11 protein-coding genes and 1 pseudogene are annotated in these 16,678 nt (G+C 69.6%); 6 read left to right on the top strand and 6 right to left on the bottom strand.

Annotated elements, in window-relative coordinates:
* Positions 1-5: 5 nt before the first annotated feature.
* Both ACLQ3C_RS13545 and ACLQ3C_RS13540 read left to right on the top strand, forming a co-directional pair.
* Positions 6-1,610: a hypothetical protein gene (locus ACLQ3C_RS13545; RefSeq protein WP_425705589.1), complete on the top strand. Its 1,605-nt coding sequence runs from the start codon at positions 6-8 to the stop codon at positions 1,608-1,610.
* Positions 1,611-1,734: 124 nt separating this feature from the next.
* A complete protein-coding gene (locus ACLQ3C_RS13540; RefSeq protein WP_425705588.1) occupies positions 1,735-3,078 on the top strand; it encodes an NAD-dependent succinate-semialdehyde dehydrogenase in 1,344 nt (447 codons plus the stop codon).
* 31 nt (positions 3,079-3,109) lie between these two features.
* Here the strand turns inward: ACLQ3C_RS13540 and ACLQ3C_RS13535 are convergent, their stop codons facing one another.
* The gene (locus ACLQ3C_RS13535) at positions 3,110-4,507 is read right to left on the bottom strand and encodes a carotenoid oxygenase family protein (protein ID WP_425705587.1); all 1,398 of its coding nucleotides are present in this window, start codon (positions 4,505-4,507) and stop codon (positions 3,110-3,112) included.
* A gap of 106 nt (positions 4,508-4,613) precedes the next feature.
* On the bottom strand, positions 4,614-7,370 hold the full coding sequence (locus ACLQ3C_RS13530) for a LuxR C-terminal-related transcriptional regulator (RefSeq protein ID WP_425705586.1): 2,757 nt from the start codon (positions 7,368-7,370) through the stop codon (positions 4,614-4,616).
* A 60-nt stretch (positions 7,371-7,430) separates the two neighbouring features.
* On the opposite strand from ACLQ3C_RS13530, the gene ACLQ3C_RS13525 reads away from it, so the two are divergent.
* Positions 7,431-9,083, top strand: a complete 1,653-nt coding sequence (locus ACLQ3C_RS13525) for an adenylate/guanylate cyclase domain-containing protein (RefSeq protein WP_425705585.1) — start codon at positions 7,431-7,433, stop codon at positions 9,081-9,083.
* On the opposite strand, the pseudogene ACLQ3C_RS13520 reads toward ACLQ3C_RS13525, so the two are convergent.
* Positions 9,061-10,657: pseudogene (locus ACLQ3C_RS13520) on the bottom strand (Na+/H+ antiporter). The gene ACLQ3C_RS13525 and the pseudogene ACLQ3C_RS13520 sit on opposite strands and share 23 nt — an antisense overlap.
* A 47-nt stretch (positions 10,658-10,704) precedes the next feature.
* Between ACLQ3C_RS13520 and ACLQ3C_RS13515 the strand changes: the two are divergent.
* The 3 genes from ACLQ3C_RS13515 (at position 10,705) to ACLQ3C_RS13505 (ending at position 13,451) form a co-directional block, all read left to right on the top strand.
* A complete protein-coding gene (locus tag ACLQ3C_RS13515; protein ID WP_425705584.1) occupies positions 10,705-11,061 on the top strand; it encodes a UBP-type zinc finger domain-containing protein in 357 nt (118 codons plus the stop codon).
* A gap of 107 nt (positions 11,062-11,168) precedes the next feature.
* Complete coding sequence (gene purT / locus ACLQ3C_RS13510) at positions 11,169-12,959, top strand: formate-dependent phosphoribosylglycinamide formyltransferase (protein ID WP_425705583.1); 1,791 nt, start codon at positions 11,169-11,171, stop codon at positions 12,957-12,959.
* A 12-nt stretch (positions 12,960-12,971) separates the two neighbouring features.
* Positions 12,972-13,451 carry a DUF456 domain-containing protein gene (locus tag ACLQ3C_RS13505; RefSeq protein ID WP_425705582.1) on the top strand — a complete coding sequence of 160 codons (480 nt, stop codon included), beginning with the start codon at positions 12,972-12,974 and terminating at the stop codon, positions 13,449-13,451.
* Between the two features lie 17 nt (positions 13,452-13,468).
* Here ACLQ3C_RS13505 and ACLQ3C_RS13500 read toward each other — a convergent pair whose 3' ends face one another.
* The 3 genes from ACLQ3C_RS13500 to ACLQ3C_RS13490 are packed head-to-tail and all read right to left on the bottom strand — an operon-like array spanning position 13,469 to position 16,532.
* Positions 13,469-14,281, bottom strand: coding sequence for an ABC transporter ATP-binding protein (locus ACLQ3C_RS13500; RefSeq protein ID WP_425705581.1), 813 nt, complete (start codon positions 14,279-14,281; stop codon positions 13,469-13,471).
* Positions 14,278-15,501 (bottom strand): FecCD family ABC transporter permease, encoded by a 1,224-nt coding sequence (locus tag ACLQ3C_RS13495; protein WP_425705580.1) that lies wholly within the window; start codon positions 15,499-15,501, stop codon positions 14,278-14,280. Before ACLQ3C_RS13495 ends, ACLQ3C_RS13500 begins: the two co-directional genes overlap by 4 nt.
* Positions 15,498-16,532 carry a FecCD family ABC transporter permease gene (locus ACLQ3C_RS13490; RefSeq protein WP_425705579.1) on the bottom strand — a complete coding sequence of 345 codons (1,035 nt, stop codon included), beginning with the start codon at positions 16,530-16,532 and terminating at the stop codon, positions 15,498-15,500. The genes ACLQ3C_RS13495 and ACLQ3C_RS13490 overlap by 4 nt, the downstream gene beginning before the upstream one ends.
* Positions 16,533-16,678 lie beyond the last annotated feature (146 nt).

Raw genomic sequence — 16,678 nt, 5'->3', positions numbered from 1 at the left:
CTCGCATGACCCCGTCCACCGATCACACCGGCCGACAGTTGTCCCGCCGTGCATTTCTCGGCGCCGCCGCACTCGGAACGGCCGGCGTGGCGCTGGGCACCGGTATCGGGATCGCCCGCGCCGACACCGGATGGCCGACAGCCACCTTGACCGGCGCATCGGCCACGTCGGTGACCCCGTCTCAGTTCATGCCGTCCACACAGTTGCGACGCTGGCAGGAGCTCGCCAACGATGTCGGTCTGCGGGCCACCGGCACGACCGCTCAGCATCGCTACGTCGACGGTCTGGTCGAGCGCATGGCGCAGGCCGGGATCCGCAACATCGTCGCCGACCAGGTTCGCTTCACCCGATGGCTACCGTCGCAGTGGTCGTTGGACGTCATCGGCGGCGCAGGTGCAGGACCTGCGCATGTCTCCTGGTATGTTCCCTACTCCGGCAGCACCGCCGCAGGTGGCATCACAGCACCGCTGTCGACCGAACCCCGGGAGGGCGCCATCGGGCTGTTCACCGTGGAGGTTCCCTCGCTGCCCTACGCGTTGCTCGACGCCGTCGACTACGACACACCGCTACAGCCTCACCACGGCCCCGGATACAACCCGTTCGCGACGTACGACCGAGCCTGGCTCGGCCAAGGGTCGATCACCGAAGCAATGGACCGGTTCAAGGCGGCCGGTGCGGTCGGACTCATCGTCATCTGGGACCTGCCACGCGAAGCCGCCGACGGGCAGTACGCCCCCTATGACGGCATCATTCGCAACCTGCCGGCGCTGTCGGTGGACCGCGTCACCGGCGCTCGACTCCACGACGTCGCCCGGGCAGGCGGAAGCGTGCGACTGCGACTACAAGCCACCGTCAACCCGGTGACGAGCCCCAACATGTACGGCATCATCCCCGGCCGCACAGACGAATTCGTCATGCTGCAATCCCATACCGACGGCACCAATGGGCTCGAAGAGAATGGTCCTGAAGGTCTTCTGTCGGTTGCGCAATACCTCGCCCGCATACCTCGGCACGAGCTCGGGCGGTCGATCCTGTTCGTCATGAGCACCGGCCACATGGCCGGTCAGGCCTTGGGCACCGAAGCGTTCCTCCGACGGCACAAGGGCGACTTGGTCGCCCGCACCGCCGCGGCGATCAGCATCGAACATCTCGGAGCGAGATCCTGGGTTCCGACCAACACCGGCGGCATGGCCATGGGTGGCCCCGAAACCAACATCGTCTTCTCCTCCCCACACGCCGAGATGGTCAAGGTCGGCCGTGCATTCCACAACCAGATGGGCTTGGATGACAATCGGGTACTGCGCCCGTACAGCACGGACAAGTCCGGAGAATCTCCTAACGGACGGTGGTGGCCGGGTGACGGCGAAGGTCTCTGGAGGATCGCTGGATTGCCATCCCTCCAATCGATCGCAGGACCCAATTACCTCCTCAACGCCAATTTCGATGCCATGCCCTTCATCGACATCGATCTCATGCGCCGACAATGCATCGCGACCACCAACGCCGCGCTCCGCCTCGCACGCACCCCTCGTCGGCAACTCCAAGCCCCTCGCGCCGATGACGCGCTTTGGGGCCCACCACTCGACCTCGTCAACAAGTTCCTGCTCTGACCTGAGCGCTGGCCATGACCCAGGTCGGGTACCACCGCGCCGGTGAGCAGACCATCGTGCGCCGCGATATCGTCTGAGTACGTCACCGGTTCAATCATCCCAGTTCTCGCCCGGAGGGATCTCGATGACCCGATATGCAGTGGTCGACCCCGCCACCGGCGAGGTGGTCCAGGAGTATCCGACCGCCACCGACGAGCAGGTGGATGCGGCGCTCGGCGCGGCGCATGAGGCGTTCGGCTCGTGGTCGAGGCGCTCGGACGTCGCCGAGCGCGCCGCCCTGATCCGCCGGGTCGCGCACCTGCACACCGAACGCAAGGACGAGCTGGCCGCGATCATCCGGCGCGAGATGGGCAAACCACTCGACCAATCGGTCGGTGAGGTCGAATTCTGTGCCGCGATCTACGAGTACTACGCCGACAACGCCGAGACGTTCCTCGCCGACGAACCGATCACCCTCCTCGAAGGAGCGGGCTCGGCATTCATCCGGCGCAGTGCGGTCGGGGTGCTGCTCGGCATCATGCCGTGGAACTACCCGTACTACCAGGTCGCCCGCTTCGCCGGCCCGAACCTGGTGCTCGGCAACACAATTGTGCTCAAGCACGCACCGCAGTGCCCGGAATCGGCGGCCGCACTGGCGCAGATCTTCGCCGACGCGGGGTATCCGCCGGGCGCATATGTGAACATCTACGCCACCAACGAGCAGATCGCCGAGGCCATCGCCGACCCACGGGTGCAAGGGGTTTCGCTGACGGGATCCGAACGCGCGGGCGCGGCGGTGGCCGAGGTCGCCGGGCGTAACCTCAAGAAGGTCGTCCTCGAACTCGGCGGGTCGGACCCGTTCATCGTGCTGTCCACCGACGACCTCGGCACCACCGTCGCCGCGGCCGTGGAAGGCCGATTCGAGAACACCGGTCAGTCCTGCAATGCCGCGAAACGCTTCATCGTCGACGAGGCGATCTATGACGAGTTCCTCGAGAAGTTCACCGCAAAGGTGAAGGCAACCGCGCCCGGTCTGGCGCCGCTGTCGTCGGTGGCCGCCGCCGACCGTCTGCAAGAACAGGTCGAGAGGGCCCGAAAAACCGGGGCGACACTGGATTCGGCGGGCGAGCGGTCCGGGGCGCACTTCCCGCCTGGGGTACTGACCGGTCTCGATCCGCAGTCGCCGGTGGCCAAGGAAGAGCTGTTCGGTCCGGTCGCCACCGTCTACCGGGTCGCCGGTGAGGACGCGGCCGTCGCGCTCGCCAACGACATCCCGTTCGGTCTCGGTTCCTACGTCTACACCACCGAGCCCGAGCAGGCGCTGCGCGTCGCCGACCGGATCGAGGCGGGCATGGTGTTCATCAACGCGGTCGGCGCCGAGGGCGCCGAATTGCCCTTCGGCGGCGTCAAGCGGTCCGGCTTCGGTCGCGAACTCGGCCGCTTCGGCATCGACGAATTCGTCAACAAGAAGATGATCCGAGTCGGCTGAGTCCCCTTGCGGTAGACCCGGATTCGCCTGGTCAACTCGCCGGTACCCACGTGCCGTGCAGTCCGGCGGGTACCCGGATGGGTAGATCCACGGTCGCCAGCGGACCGGCGGCCGGGTCCTGCGCGGACAGCAGATAGAAGCGGGACCGCAGATCGGTCGGATCGGTGCCGATGGCGCCCCAGTAGTCGTGGCTGTCGCCGGGGAGGTAGATGGGTTCGCCGATCGCCACCCCCGGCGACCAGCACACCTCGGTCTCGGTGGCCGGATCGCTGAACCACAGGCTCTCGGAGTCGCCGGAGTCGCCCCGTGCGGGCCCGACCGAGGCGATCCACCGGTGATCGCGGGTCAGCAGCCGGTCGTCGACGCGGGGGAACTCCACGTTCACCGCGCGCTCGCCGATCGTCGACCGGGTGATGCGGCCGGCCGCTGGGTCGCAGGTTGCGCGCACGAGCGCCGAGCTCGGGGCCTGTGGGCCCGCCGAGAAGCCGCCGGGCCGGGTCCACTCGACGTAGTCGACGGTGACGGTGCCGTCCGGATTGTCGAAGGCATTGGCGAAGTGCCACACCCAGAACGGCTCGGCATCGATCCATCGGACCGGGCTGCCGTCGCGGGGGATCAGCGCGATGGCGGTTCCGTCGTCGGGCTGCCAGCTCAGCAGCGAGCCGCCGGTCATCGCGGCCACCAGATCGAATCGCAGCGGGCAGACGATCAGCACGATGTAGCGCGCCGTCAGCGCCATGTCGTGGATCATCGTGGGTTTCGGGAGTCCGGTCACCGGCGTGGGTTCGCGCAACGCGCTCCCGTCGGCGCCCACCACCGACCAGGTCAGATACGGCGCCTCGAGCGTGTAGTTGAACAGCACCATCTCGCCGGTTGCCGGATCGATCTTCGGATGCGCCGTGCTGCCGACCCGCATGGCACCCGCGCAGTCGGTGCGGGCCAGCGTCGCCAGGTCGGCCGGATCGAGTCGATACGGTTGATCGGCCTCGGCCATCGCCAGCAACCGGCCCGCATGCGAGACGACGTTGATGTCGGGCAGCTCGCGCACCGTGCCGGCCAGTTCCGGGCCGACCTCCGCGACGGACGGCGTGTAGCCGTCGGTCAGCCCCGACCAGATCGCATGTCCGGCAGCCTCTTCGGCGCGCACCATCGGCGTCCGCACGAATCGGTTGCGGTAGGAGACCCGGCCGTCGGCGATGCCGATCTCGTGGACCATGCCGTCGCCGTCGAGGGGATAGACATAGGAACCGATCGGGTCGAAGCGCGGATTGGGGCCGTTGCGCAGATAGCTGCCGTGCAGGTCGGCCGGCAGTTGCCCGGTGACCGGCAGATCATCGAGGGCGACCTCGCGTCGTTGCGGCGCGAACACGCCCGACAGGTGGGTGTGGTGCAGATCCACGGGGGCGGGCCGGGAGTTCGTCGAACTCATGTGTCGTTCTCCTTCTCGGGACGGGAGTTGATGCGATCAACTCTTCGCTCCTGCCGAGGCGCGGTCGTCTGTCTGGTGACGGAGATTCTGCTGCCAGTCGGCAGCATCACGCGCGAGGGTCGGCCGGGTGCCGGCGGGCCGCCACCTGCGCGGCGAGTTCGACGCGGGTGCGTAGCCCCAGCTTGGTGAGGGCGTGGGAGACGTGGGTCTGCACCGTGCGCGGCGAGATGTAGAGTCGCTCGGCGATCTCGGCACCGCTCTGGCCGTCGCCGATCAGTTCGGCGACGGTGATCTCGGTGGCGGTCAGGCTGTCCCACCCGTGGGTCGGACGATGACGAACGGTGTTCGGGTCCATCCGCAGCCCCAGGGCACGCAGCCGGGTGGCCAGCCGGGCCGAGTCGGTGGTGGCGCCGGCGTCCTGGGTGCGGCTCAACGCCCGGATCGCCAGGTCGCGGGCGGTGTGCTTGTCGCCGAGCGCCGCCGCCGCGCACGCCGCCTCTTCGCATGCCGACGCCTCGGCCAGCACATCACCCACCGTGTGTGCCGCATCGGCGGCCGCGACGCCGGCGGTCACAACGGCCTGCGGGTCGGCGTCGTCGAGCGCGACCGCGCACACCGCCGCGGCGAGTTCGACGTGGGTCGCGGCCGGCGGCAGCGGCCGCGGGATCTCGGCGATGTCGGACCGGAGCGCGTCGAGCAGGTCGGCCGCACCCGCGCGGACCGCGATCCGCGTCAGGAGCAGCACACTGCTCGGGAGCCAGCCATACAGCTGCATGTCGTGGGCGCGCCGCCACGTGCGCGTCGCCTCCTGTGCCGCGGGCCGGAGCCGGCGGCGTGATTCGAGCAGGTGCGCGCGGGTCGCGGTGATCAGCGGGATGCCGAACTGATCGGGCAGACCGGACGCCGAGAAGGCGTCGAGTCGTGCTGCGGCAGCGGCGAAGTCGCCGCGCAGGATGTCGACGGTGGCGCGTCCGGCGTGGGCCATCGACGTCCACCCCATGTCGGCGGCGGCAACCCGCTCGAAGCCCGTGTCGAAACTCGCTGCCGAATCGTCGAGACGTCCGAGCGCCAATTCGATGCCGCCCCTGGTGAAGTCGTGGTAGGCGGTCATCCAGTCCGCGCCGCGCGCCGACCGGGTCCGGGTCGCGCTCTCCAAGAGGGCCAGCGCGGCGCTCGGTCCATGGGTGTGCTGTTCGATCAGCGGCGGCCACACGACGGCCGACGTGTGGGCGGCGGTGGGCCCGGACTGTTCGCCCTCCCGGCGGGTCGCCTCGATCGCCAGCGCGAGCGCATCGAGCCCTTCGCCGCGCAGGTACCGTCGAAGCGCCTCGGCGGCAATGCCGGTCACCGATCTGTCCGGTCCGGTCGCCGCATCGTGAAAGGGCGCCGACGGTACCGGCCCGCGGCCTTCGAGGATGCCGAGATAGTCACGTGAATCGGTCAGCGCGGCGCGGGCGTCGTCGTCGACCGGTAGCGCGAGTGTCTCCGCGATGAGCGCGCGGGCGTCATCGGTGCGGCCGCGCGCGATCAGCGCGAACAACCGGACCCGCAGCAGGGCGGCGAGTTCGGCGATGTCGGCGGTCGCCGTTATCCCCTCGGCTGCGACCCCCTCTGCCGCAACCTCCGACGCCCGGCTCAGCTGCCCGGTCCGGGCCAGCGCGGTCGCGAGGCCCAGGTGCCACCCGGGTGCGGGCGACGCCCCTGGTGTGCTCGCCCGGCCCACCGACTCGAACAGGTCGACGGTGACGGCCGGGGCGTGGGCGAGTTGCGCTTCGGCGGCGCGGACCGCGTTCAGGGTGTCCGGGCCGATCCGGCCGGCCGCGAGCAGGTGATGCGCGAGGAGATGATGATCGCCGTGGGCGCGGGCCTGCTCGGCGATCGCCTCGTGCAGCACGGTCCGCAGGGGTGCGGCGAGCATCTGGTAGCCGACGTCGCCGTAGAGATCGTGGGTGAACGAGAGCCGCCCCGCGGCGTCGATGGCGAGGATGCCGGCGTCGATGGCGGTCTGGGCGGCCGCCACCAGGGTCACCGGCCGCACCGATTCGATCGACGCCAGTTCCGACAGGGTCGCGGGCGCACCCCACACGGCGAGCTTGCCGGTGAGGTCGGCGGCCCGCGGGTCGAGCAGCGCGAGGTGCTCGGCGATCATGGTCTCGGTATCGGCGGCGCAACGGTCGGTCCCGGTGGTGGTGGCGACGCCGTCGACGATCGTCAGCTCACCGGTGCGTCGCAGATCGTTCAGCAGGGCGATCGCATGCATCGGGTTGCCGCCGGCCGACTCGAGCAGCGCGGTGAGGTGCTCGTCGACGGGTGCCCCGGCGACGTCGAGGGCCAGGGCGGCGAGATCCGCGCCGTCCATCGGCGGCAGCGCCCACTCCCGCGTCGACGAACGCGCGACGAGCCGCTCGAGCAGATCGCGCCGCGGCAGCAACCGCCGCCCGAGGAGCAATGTCAACGGCAGGTCGGCGGTCGCGTCGGCCAGCCGTCCGAGCAGTTCCAGGCTGGCGGCGTCGGCGTGGTGCGCGTCGTCGACGACGAGGAGCAGCGGCCCGGCCGAACACATCTCGTCCACCAGGCCGAGCAGGGTGTCACCGAAACCGGGTTCGGGTGCGGAGGTGATCTCGGCGCCGAGCAAGGCGGCGGCCACGGCATAGGGCATCCGCCATGACAGCTCGTCGGCGCAGGTGAACCGCGCTGGTCCGGTGACGGTGTCCATGAGGCGGTGCAGGGTGTGGGTCTTGCCCATCCCCGGGCCGCCGCTCAGCACCACCACCGAACTCGCCGCGGAGTCGTTCATTCCGCCCTCGACCGCGGCCGCGATATCGGCGATCATGGATGGCCGTCGCGTGGTCGGCACCAGCATGAACGGAGTTTACCGGCGACTCGTTCTCCGCTGGTGGCGTCTCGTGAGAAGCTGGGCGGCATGGGTTCCATGCGGGGGAGGCGCGACTACGGCTCGATCCTGCTCGGGTCCGCCAGGGAGAGTGGTTTCAAACAGCGGTTGCGCATCCAGACACTGCTGACCGCGTCGATCGTCGTCTCGAACCTCGTCGGCGCGATCATCGCGATCGCCTTGTCGTCGGTGGGGATTCCGGAACCGTCGGTCTTCCAGGCCAACCTGTGGTGGGTCAACTTCCTCGCCCTGCCCCTCTATGTGGTGGCCGCGTTTGTCGTCGGAATCGGCTGGGGCACCGTGGTTGTCGTTCGCGACCTGCAGTGGGCGATCCGGGACCGGCCACCGACCGCACGCGATGCGCGCCGCGCGCGCCGGGCGCCGTGGCGGTTGGTGAGCATCCAGGCGATCCTCTGGTTCGGCGCGGTCATCATGTTCACCCTGTGTTACGGCATCCCCGACCCCGACCTCATCCCCAAGACGATCTTCGTCATCGGCCTCAGCGGTGTGGTGGTCGTGGCGATCTCGTATCTGCTCGTCGAGTTCTCCCTGCGGCCGGTGGCCGCCGAACTCATCAGCGCCGGGTACGGCCGGCGTAAACGCAGCGGGGTGCGCAGCCGGTCGATCGTGTCCTGGCTCGTCGGTTCGGCGATCCCGGTCACCGGGATTCTGCTGGTGGTGCTGTTCGGGGCCTTTCGGGACGAGACCTCGAAGGTCGACATGTTCGTCGGCGTCGCGGTGCTGGCGGTGACGGCGCTGGCCACCGGACTGATCCTGACCGTGCTGACGTCGCTGAGCATCGTCGGACCCATTCGCAGCGTGCGTACGGCACTGCGGCGGGTGGAGTCCGGGGAGCTCGACGACGTCGAGGTCGTCGTCTACGACGGCACCGAACTCGGCGACCTGCAGGCCGGTTTCAACCTCATGGTCGGCGGGCTCCGCGAACGCGAACACGTGCGGGATCTGTTCGGGCGTCACGTCGGCCGGGAGGTCGCCGAGGCGGCGTTGACCTCCGATCCCGAACTCGGCGGCTCCGAACGGGTGGTGGCGGCGGTCTTCGTCGACGTCATCGGGTCGACGACGCTGGCGTCGGAACGGTCTCCCGCCGAGGTGGTGGAGATCCTGAATCGCTTCTTCGGCGTGATCGTCGGCGCGGTGGAGGAGAACCGGGGTCTGGTCAACAAGTTCGAGGGTGACGCCGTGCTCGCGATCTTCGGGGCCCCGATCGCACTGTCCGACGGTGCCGGCGCGGCCCTCGCGGCCGCCCGGACCGTCGCGGTACGCCTCACACGGGAGGTGCCGGAACTGCGGGCCGGGATCGGCGTGAGCCATGGGTCGGTGGTGGCCGGAAACGTCGGTGCCATCCAGAGATTCGAGTACACGGTGATCGGCGACCCGGTCAACGAGAGTGCCCGCCTGTCCGAACTCGCCAAGCGGGATCCGCGTCGCCCCTTGGCATCCGGCCGCGCCGTCGAGGCCGCCAGTGGGGACGAGCGGGACCATTGGCGTCGCGCCGAGACCGTCACGCTGCGCGGCCGCACCGAGGGCACCGTCGTCTACGAGTACGCCGACCCCGCCGATGCCGATACGTCGGCGGTGATATCCGGCGGGGCCGGTGAGGTCGGCGCGTCCAGCGAGGTCGCCGACGGCGAGGTGCCGTTCAATTCTCGTCGCGGTCGGTGAGTCCCTCGGCGAAGTCCAGGCGCCGCAAGGCTTTACGTAGGACCTCGTCGCCGATCCGGCCGGCCTCACGCTCGTCGATGAAGGTCTTGCGCTGAACTGCCAACAGCTTGGCCCGGATCCGATTGCCGGCCGCGTTGGGGCTCTCGCCGATCGCCTCCGGCCCACGGCCGAGGTCCTCCCAGGCGGTATTGCGTTGGGTGGTGAGCCATTTGCGTAGCAACCCGATCTGGTGGCGCCGGACGTCGCCGGGTCCCATCTCGGCTTCGATGTCGTCGAGCGCCTGCTCGGCGGCACGCGAGGCGCGGTCCTGTGCGCCGGCGAAGGCGAGCAGCTCCTCGGTGGTGTCGTCCTCGCCGACTCCCAGCCTGCGGATCATCCACGGCAGCGTCGTGCCCTGGACCAGCAGGGTGCCCACGACCACCACGAATGTGAGGAACAGGATCTCCGCGCGGGCCGGAAACGGTGCGCCCGAGTCGGTGTAGAGCGGGATCGAGAATGCCGCGGCCAACGACACGACACCGCGCATCCCAGCCCAGCCGAGGACGAAGACCGCACTCGGTTTCGGTGCCGGGTCGTTCGACCGGATCCGCCGGGAGAGCAGCCGGGGCAGATATGTCGCCGGGAACACCCAGACGAAGCGGACGGCGATCACCGTGGCCAGCACGATGATCGCGTCGATGGTGATGCGCGTCCAGGATTCGCCGGTGAGACGCGCGGAGCAGCTCCGGCAGCTGTAAACCGATGAGCAGGAACACGAATGCCTCGAGCAGGGCATCGATGGACTTGCGGACCGCATCGTCCTGGATGCGGGTCGCGTAGCCGAGTCGTACCGAGCGCTGGCCCAGCAGCAGGCCCGCCGTCACCACCGCGATGACACCGGACGTATGTAACTCCTCGGCGACGAAGTAGGTGCCGAAGGGCACCATGATGCCGATGGCGGTCTCCATCGTCGGATCGGTGAGCCACGTGCGTATGCGCCCGGTCAGGTAGCCGATCGCCAGGCCGACCGCCACCCCGCCGACCGCGGCCAGCAGGAACGTCGAGATGCCGCTCCACACGGTGGTGGTGGCGCCGATGGCCGCCGCGAGTGCCACCCGCAGCGCCGTGAGCGAGGTCGCGTCGTTGAGCAGACTCTCCCCGCCGAGCAGTGTCATCATGCGGCGCGGCAGACCGACCCGGCGGCCGATCGCCTGTGCCGCGACGGCGTCGGGCGGGGCCACCACCGCGCCGAGTACCAGGGCCGCGGCCAGCGGGACATGCGGGATGCGGGCCCAGGCGACCAGACCCACCAGGATCGTCGAGAAGACGGGCAGCCCCACCGCGAGGAGCCCGATGGCCCGGCGGTTGGCGCGGATCTCGTGATACGAGCTCTCCTGGGCCGCCGAATACAACAGGGGCGGGAGGATCACGAACAGCACGAACTCGGGATCGAGTGCGACGTCGGGCAGGCCCGGGATCCAGCAGATGCCGAGCCCGACGGCCACCAGCACCAGCGGGGCAGACAGGCCGTAGTGGCGGCACAGGGCCGCGATCCCGAGTGACACCGCGGCAACCAGCAGGAGTGAGGCACTCACCCGCGTCAACCTACCGGCACGTCCGGGCGGGTGCGGATAATGGGCGCATGGCATTGTTCGGACGTCGTTCCCGCACCTCTGACCCGTCGTCGGCTCAGGAGGCCGCGGCGGCCCGGCCCGTCGCGGCCGGCCGGTGCCCGGACCTCGCGGCGGTGGGTGCGGACCCGGCCACCGATCCGCCGGCGGCCGCCCGCACCGACGAATGTGAGGACTGCGTGGCGCTCGGTGAGAACCACTGGTCACACCTGCGCAAGTGCCTCGGGTGCGGTCACGTGGGCTGCTGCGACTCGTCGCCGCGCAAGCATGCGACCGCCCATTTCCACTCATCGGGGCATCCCGTCATGCGTTCGGCCGAACCCGGCGAGGTGTGGCGCTGGTGCTACATCCACCAGGTGGTCGGCTGAGCCGCCGGTGAATCCGGCGTCCACGCAGGTCACAGCCTCATATCGAGTGATGGTCGGCGAGCGTGGTCTCCGGTACCCGGCGCGTCGGGGCCACGTAGAATCCGGGAATGACCTCGAACACCGAGAGCGCAGCTGCGCCGCAGGAGCCCTCGCGCCCCGAGGGGGAGCCGACCCCGCAGGCGCCCGTCGTCCAGGTCCCCCAACCCGGTGGCACCCAGACCGGTGGTTCCCAGCTGGGCGCAGATCGTAAGCCGCCCGGGGCGGTGTACCAGGCGCCGACGCAGGTGCAGGCAGCGCACCAGCCGGTGTCGTCGCCCGTCGGTCCGCCCGACGTCCTCGGCACCCCGCTCTCGCCGACCGCGACGCGGGTGATGATCCTCGGCGCCGGTGAGCTGGGCAAGGAACTCGTGATCGCGTTCCAGCGGCTGGGTGTGGAGGTCGTCGCGGTCGATCGGTACGAGAACGCGCCCGCGCATCAGGTCGCCCACCACGCCGCGGTCATCGACATGACCGACGGCGATGCGATCGTCGCCCTGATCGAGAAGTACCAGCCGCACTATGTGGTCCCGGAGATCGAGGCGATCGCCACCGAGGCACTCGAGGTCGTCGAGAAGCGGGGACTGGCCGAGGTCATCCCGACGGCGCGGGCGGTGGTCGCGACGATGAACCGGGAGGGAATCCGCCGGCTCGCCGACGAGGAACTCGGCTTGCCGACCTCGCCCTACCTGTTCGCCGGCTCGCGCGACGAGATGCGGGTGGCGGTCGAACAGGTCGGATATCCGTGTGTGGTCAAACCGGTGATGTCGTCGTCGGGCAAGGGCCAGACGGTCCTCAAGAGTGCCGCCGACATCGACGCCGCGTGGGACAGCGCGATCACCGGCGGCCGGGTGTCGTCCGAACGTGTGATCGTCGAGGGCTGGGTGGATTTCGATTACGAGATCACCTTGCTGACCGTGCGCGCCATCGACCCGGCGACCGGCCGGCTCGCAACCCACTTCTGCGCACCCATCGGCCATCAGCAGGTCGGCGGCGACTATGTCGAGAGCTGGCAGCCCCACGACATGAGCACCGACGCCCTGGGTGCGGCGACCTCGATCGCGGCGCGCGTCGCGACCGCGCTCGGCGACGGAAAGCTCGGGGGCCGAGGCATTTTCGGTGTCGAGTTGTTCGTGAAGGGCGACGACGTCTATTTCTCCGAGGTGAGCCCCCGACCGCACGACACCGGGCTGGTCACCCTCGCCACCCAGCGACTCAGCGAGTTCGAGATGCACGCCCGGGCAATCCTCGGGCTGCCGGTCGACGTCACCCTGGCCTCGCCGGGCGCGTCGGCGGTGATCTACGGACAGCTCGAGGAGAAGGCGATCGGCTTCGAGAACGTGGCCCGCGCGCTCGCGGTACCCGAGACCGACATCCGGCTGTTCGGTAAACCCGAGAGCTTCCACCGGCGTCGCGTCGGTGTGGTCACCGCGACCGCCGACGACATCACCACCGCGCGGGAACGTGCCGTGCGGGCCGCCTCGATCGTGGCACCGGTCTCCGGTAGGCCTGCGCGACGCGGTGCGCCCGCGCCGGTGCCGCCCGCTGGTCGGACCCGGCCCGCGGTGCCCGGGCGGGGCCCCCGTCCGCCCGCGCCCCCGGCCGGTGGACCGCAGGCGGGCAGGCCGCCGGCCGGCGGTCCGCCCCGGCCCGGTCGGCCGCCGGTCCCCCCCGGCGGCCCGTTGCGTCCACCCGGTCGGCCACCCGTCGGGGCACCGGTTCCGCCCGGTCCGCGCGGTGGTCCACAGGCCGGTCCACAGGCCGCCGGCCGGGGGCCGGTACCCGCGCAACGACCCCCCGCCGGACCGGGCGAGCCACGCCCGGAGGCCGCCGGTTCGGACTCGCCGGCCAAAGTCGACTGACCGGCGCCGATTTTGCCCATCTACGGCGAGGTCCTCGTCGGTCTGGGTATCGGTGTGGGGTTGCTCGCAATCGTGATCCCGGTGCTGCCCGGCAGCCTGGTGGTCGTCGCGTCGATCCTGGTGTGGGCGTGGGTGATCGGCGGTTACGCGTGGGCCGTGTTCGCGGTCGCGGCCGCGCTGATCGGGCTCGGCTGGATCGTCAAATACCTTGTGGCGGGACGATTTCTGCGCGGCCATGAGATCCCCAATCGCACGATCGTCGTCGGCGGGGTGGTCGGCATCGTCGGCTTCTTCGTGTTGCCGGTCATCGGCCTGTTCGTCGGATTCGTCCTCGGCGCAATGGCTTCCGAACTGGTACGTACGCGAACCACCACCGCCGCCTGGCGTGGCACCCTCGCCGCGACCACGGCGTCGGCATACACGATCGGGATCGAACTGTCCGCGTCGCTGCTCGCCGCGGGGGTGTGGCTGACCGGCGCCCTGCTGTGGTGACCACGTGGTGGGTGCGGCTATCCGGAGACGGCCGGGACCGGCCGCGCGCTGTGGGTGCCGATCGGCACGATCATCGGGCCGCCGAACACCGGGTCGGCGACGACCTGCGCGCGAAGACCGAACGCGTGGGAGAGCAGATCGGTGGTGATCACCTCGTCCGGGCCGCCGTGGCAGACCAGCCGGCCGTCGTTCATCACGAACAGTGAATCGCTGTAGCGCGCAGCCAGATTGAGGTCATGCAGCACCATCACGATGGTCTTGCCGCGTTCGGTCTTGAGTGAGTGCACCAGGTCGAGTACCTCGAGTGAGTGTGCGAGGTCGAGATAGGTGGTCGGCTCGTCGAGCAACAGCAGATCGGTGCCCTGCGCGAGGGCCAGTGCGATCCAGACGCGCTGGCGCTGCCCGCCGGAGAGTGCGTCGAGGGTCCGGTCGGCGAGCTCGGTCGTCGAGGTCATCTCGAGGGCCTCGGCGACCGCGGCGGTGTCCTCGGCGGAGGCCTGCTGATACCACTTCTGATACGGGTGGCGGCCCCGGCTGACCAGGTCCTCGACCGTGAGCCCTTCGGGCGCAACAGGATTCTGTGGCAGGATGCCCAGCGTTCGGGCGACTTGCTTCGGTTTGATCTTCGTGATGTCGGCGCCGTCGAGGCGCACCACACCCGAGCGGGCAGGCAGCAGCCGGGCCAGACAGCGCAGCAGCGTCGACTTGCCGCAGCCGTTGGGGCCGATGATCGTGGTGATCGCGGAGTCGGGGACGTCGATGTCGAGGCCGTCGATGACGATGCGCTCGTCGTAGCCGACGACGAGGTCGCGGGCGGAGAGTCGGCTCATACGGTCGCCTTTCGGGAGATCGAGATCATCAGGTAGATGAGGAACGGGCCGCCGATGGCGGCGGTGACGATGCCCACCGGCAGTCCGTCCGGAAGTAGGGTGCGGCAGCAGATGTCGCCGCCGACGACCAGGATCGCCCCGATTGAGCCTGATGCGACGGGTGTCGGAATCGCCGTGCGGGACAAGCGCATCGCGATCTGCGGGGCGAGAAGTGCGACGAAGGCGATCGGGCCGGCCGCGGACACGGCAAGTGCGGCGACGACCACCGCGATCAGCAGGACCGCACCGGACACCGCCATCGTCCGCACGCCCAGCGACCGGGCGAGGTCGGTGCCCAGGCTCATCACATCGATCTGGCGGGCCAGGACCCCGGTGGCGACGACGGCCGGCACGAGAGCGGCGGCGACCGGCCACACACTCGACCACGACGTGTTGGCCACCGACCCGACGAGCCAGGTCTGGGCGCGGCCGACGTCGCGGATCTCCGCGCGCGTCAACAGATATGAGGTCGCGGCCTGCAGGACCCAGGTGATCCCGACACCGATGAGTACCAGTCGTAGGGGGTTGATGGCGTGGTCGGACCGGCGCCGGGAGCGGAGCGAGCGGGCCGAATCGGACCGGCGCCGGGAGCGGAGCGAGCGGGCCGAATCGGACCGGCGCCGGGAGCGGAGCGAGCGGGCCGAATCGATACCGCGGCGGCCCGGCCAGGCGAGCAGATACATCACCGCCGCGGTGCCCAGTCCGCCGATCAGCGCGGCCACCGGGACTCCGAGGTCGGCGAGCCATGCACCCCAACTGGTGCCGAAGGCGATCGCGGTCACGGCCGCGGCCCCGGCGCCTGCGGTGATGCCGAGCATGTCGGGGGTGGCCAGCGGATTCTGTGCGATGAGTTGGGTGAGGGCGCCGGACATCCCGAGCCCGAAGCCGACCAGCACCGAGACGAGTGCACGCGGTACCGCGTCGTCGAGGATGACGACGTTCTCGATGCGGGTGCCGCCGCCGAGGATGATGCGCATGACGTCGATCGGGGTGACGGGGTAGTCGCTGATGGTGACGCTCGCGAGGAACAGCACGAATGCGATCACGAGCGAGATGGTGACCGAGATGAGCACCCGTGGACGCCACACCCACGACGTCGGGCCGAGGCGCACGATGCGTCGGGTAGTCGAGCGCAGCGGTCGCGCCGGGACGACGGGGGTGTCGGCGGTGTTGCTGCTCATACGCTCGTCAACTTCGTCCGTCGGACCATGGCGATCAGGAACGGCGCGCCGACGAAGGCCAGTACGACGCCGACCTGGATCTCACCGGGGCGCGCCACGACGCGGCCGATGACGTCGCACACCAGCAGCAGGGCCGCGCCGATGAGTGCGGAGTACGGGATGATCCAGCGGTAGTCGGGGCCGGTGAACGCACGCGCGATGTGGGGCACCACCAACCCGAGGAAGACGATGGGTCCGCAGGCCGCGGTCGCGGATCCGATCAGCAGGGTGATGCCGGCGATGCCCACCGCGCGGATCAGCAGGACCCGGCTGCCCAGCGCCGTGGTCATGTCGTCGCCGAGGCTGAGGATGTTCAGGAAGAAGCCGCTGGCCAACGCGAGAATCAGCCCGATACCGATGAACGGCAGTGCGGCCCAGAAGATATCGATGCTTCGGCCGGCCGTCGACCCGACGCTCCAGAAGCGCCAGGCATCGAGGGACGCGGTGTCGCTGAGCACGATCGCCGAGGTGATGGCGACGAGCATCGCCGATAGTCCGGTACCGGCGAGCACGAGCGTGACCGGGCCGGTGCCGGTCAGCGCCGCGACCCCGAACACCAGCGCCGAGGCGAGGACCGCACCCAGCAGACCGAATGCCATATAGGCCAGGGGGGAGGTGATGCCGAACAGGTAGACGCCGCTGACAACGGCGCAGGCGGCCCCGGCGTTGACGCCGAGCATCCCGGGATCGGCGATGGGGTTGCGGGTGTGTCCCTGGGTAATGGCCCCGGCCGCCCCGATCGCCAGGCCGACGACCAGGCCGAGGGCGGTGCGGGGCACGCGCAGGTGCCAGACGATTCCGCCGGTGTCGGTCGAGGTGTCGACATGAGGCAGGTGCAGCGTGATCAAGGCGCGCCAGATCTGGCCGCAGCCCGCGGCGAAGGCATCCCAGGACTGGGACAGGGGCATTTCTCGGGCGCCGATCAGAACCGATGCGATCGTCGCGAGGACGAGCACGGCCAGGATCGACACGAGACCGATGGAGCGGCGCACAACCGGGACACTACCCGATAGTTGGGTTGCCTTACCTAATCAGCATGCTGGTCTGATTGGTGGTACAGATGGCGCAGATGTGGCTTCTGTTGTGTAACGATTCGTGGCGACGTCTGTGAATCGCCTGAGGTACGAGTAACGATCGG

The sequence above is a fragment of the Gordonia sp. DT30 genome (assembly GCF_049844915.1).
In the GTDB taxonomy this organism is placed as follows: domain Bacteria; phylum Actinomycetota; class Actinomycetes; order Mycobacteriales; family Mycobacteriaceae; genus Gordonia.
Note: the sequence above shows the minus strand (reverse complement) of the source record. Positions and strands in the feature narration are given on the sequence as shown.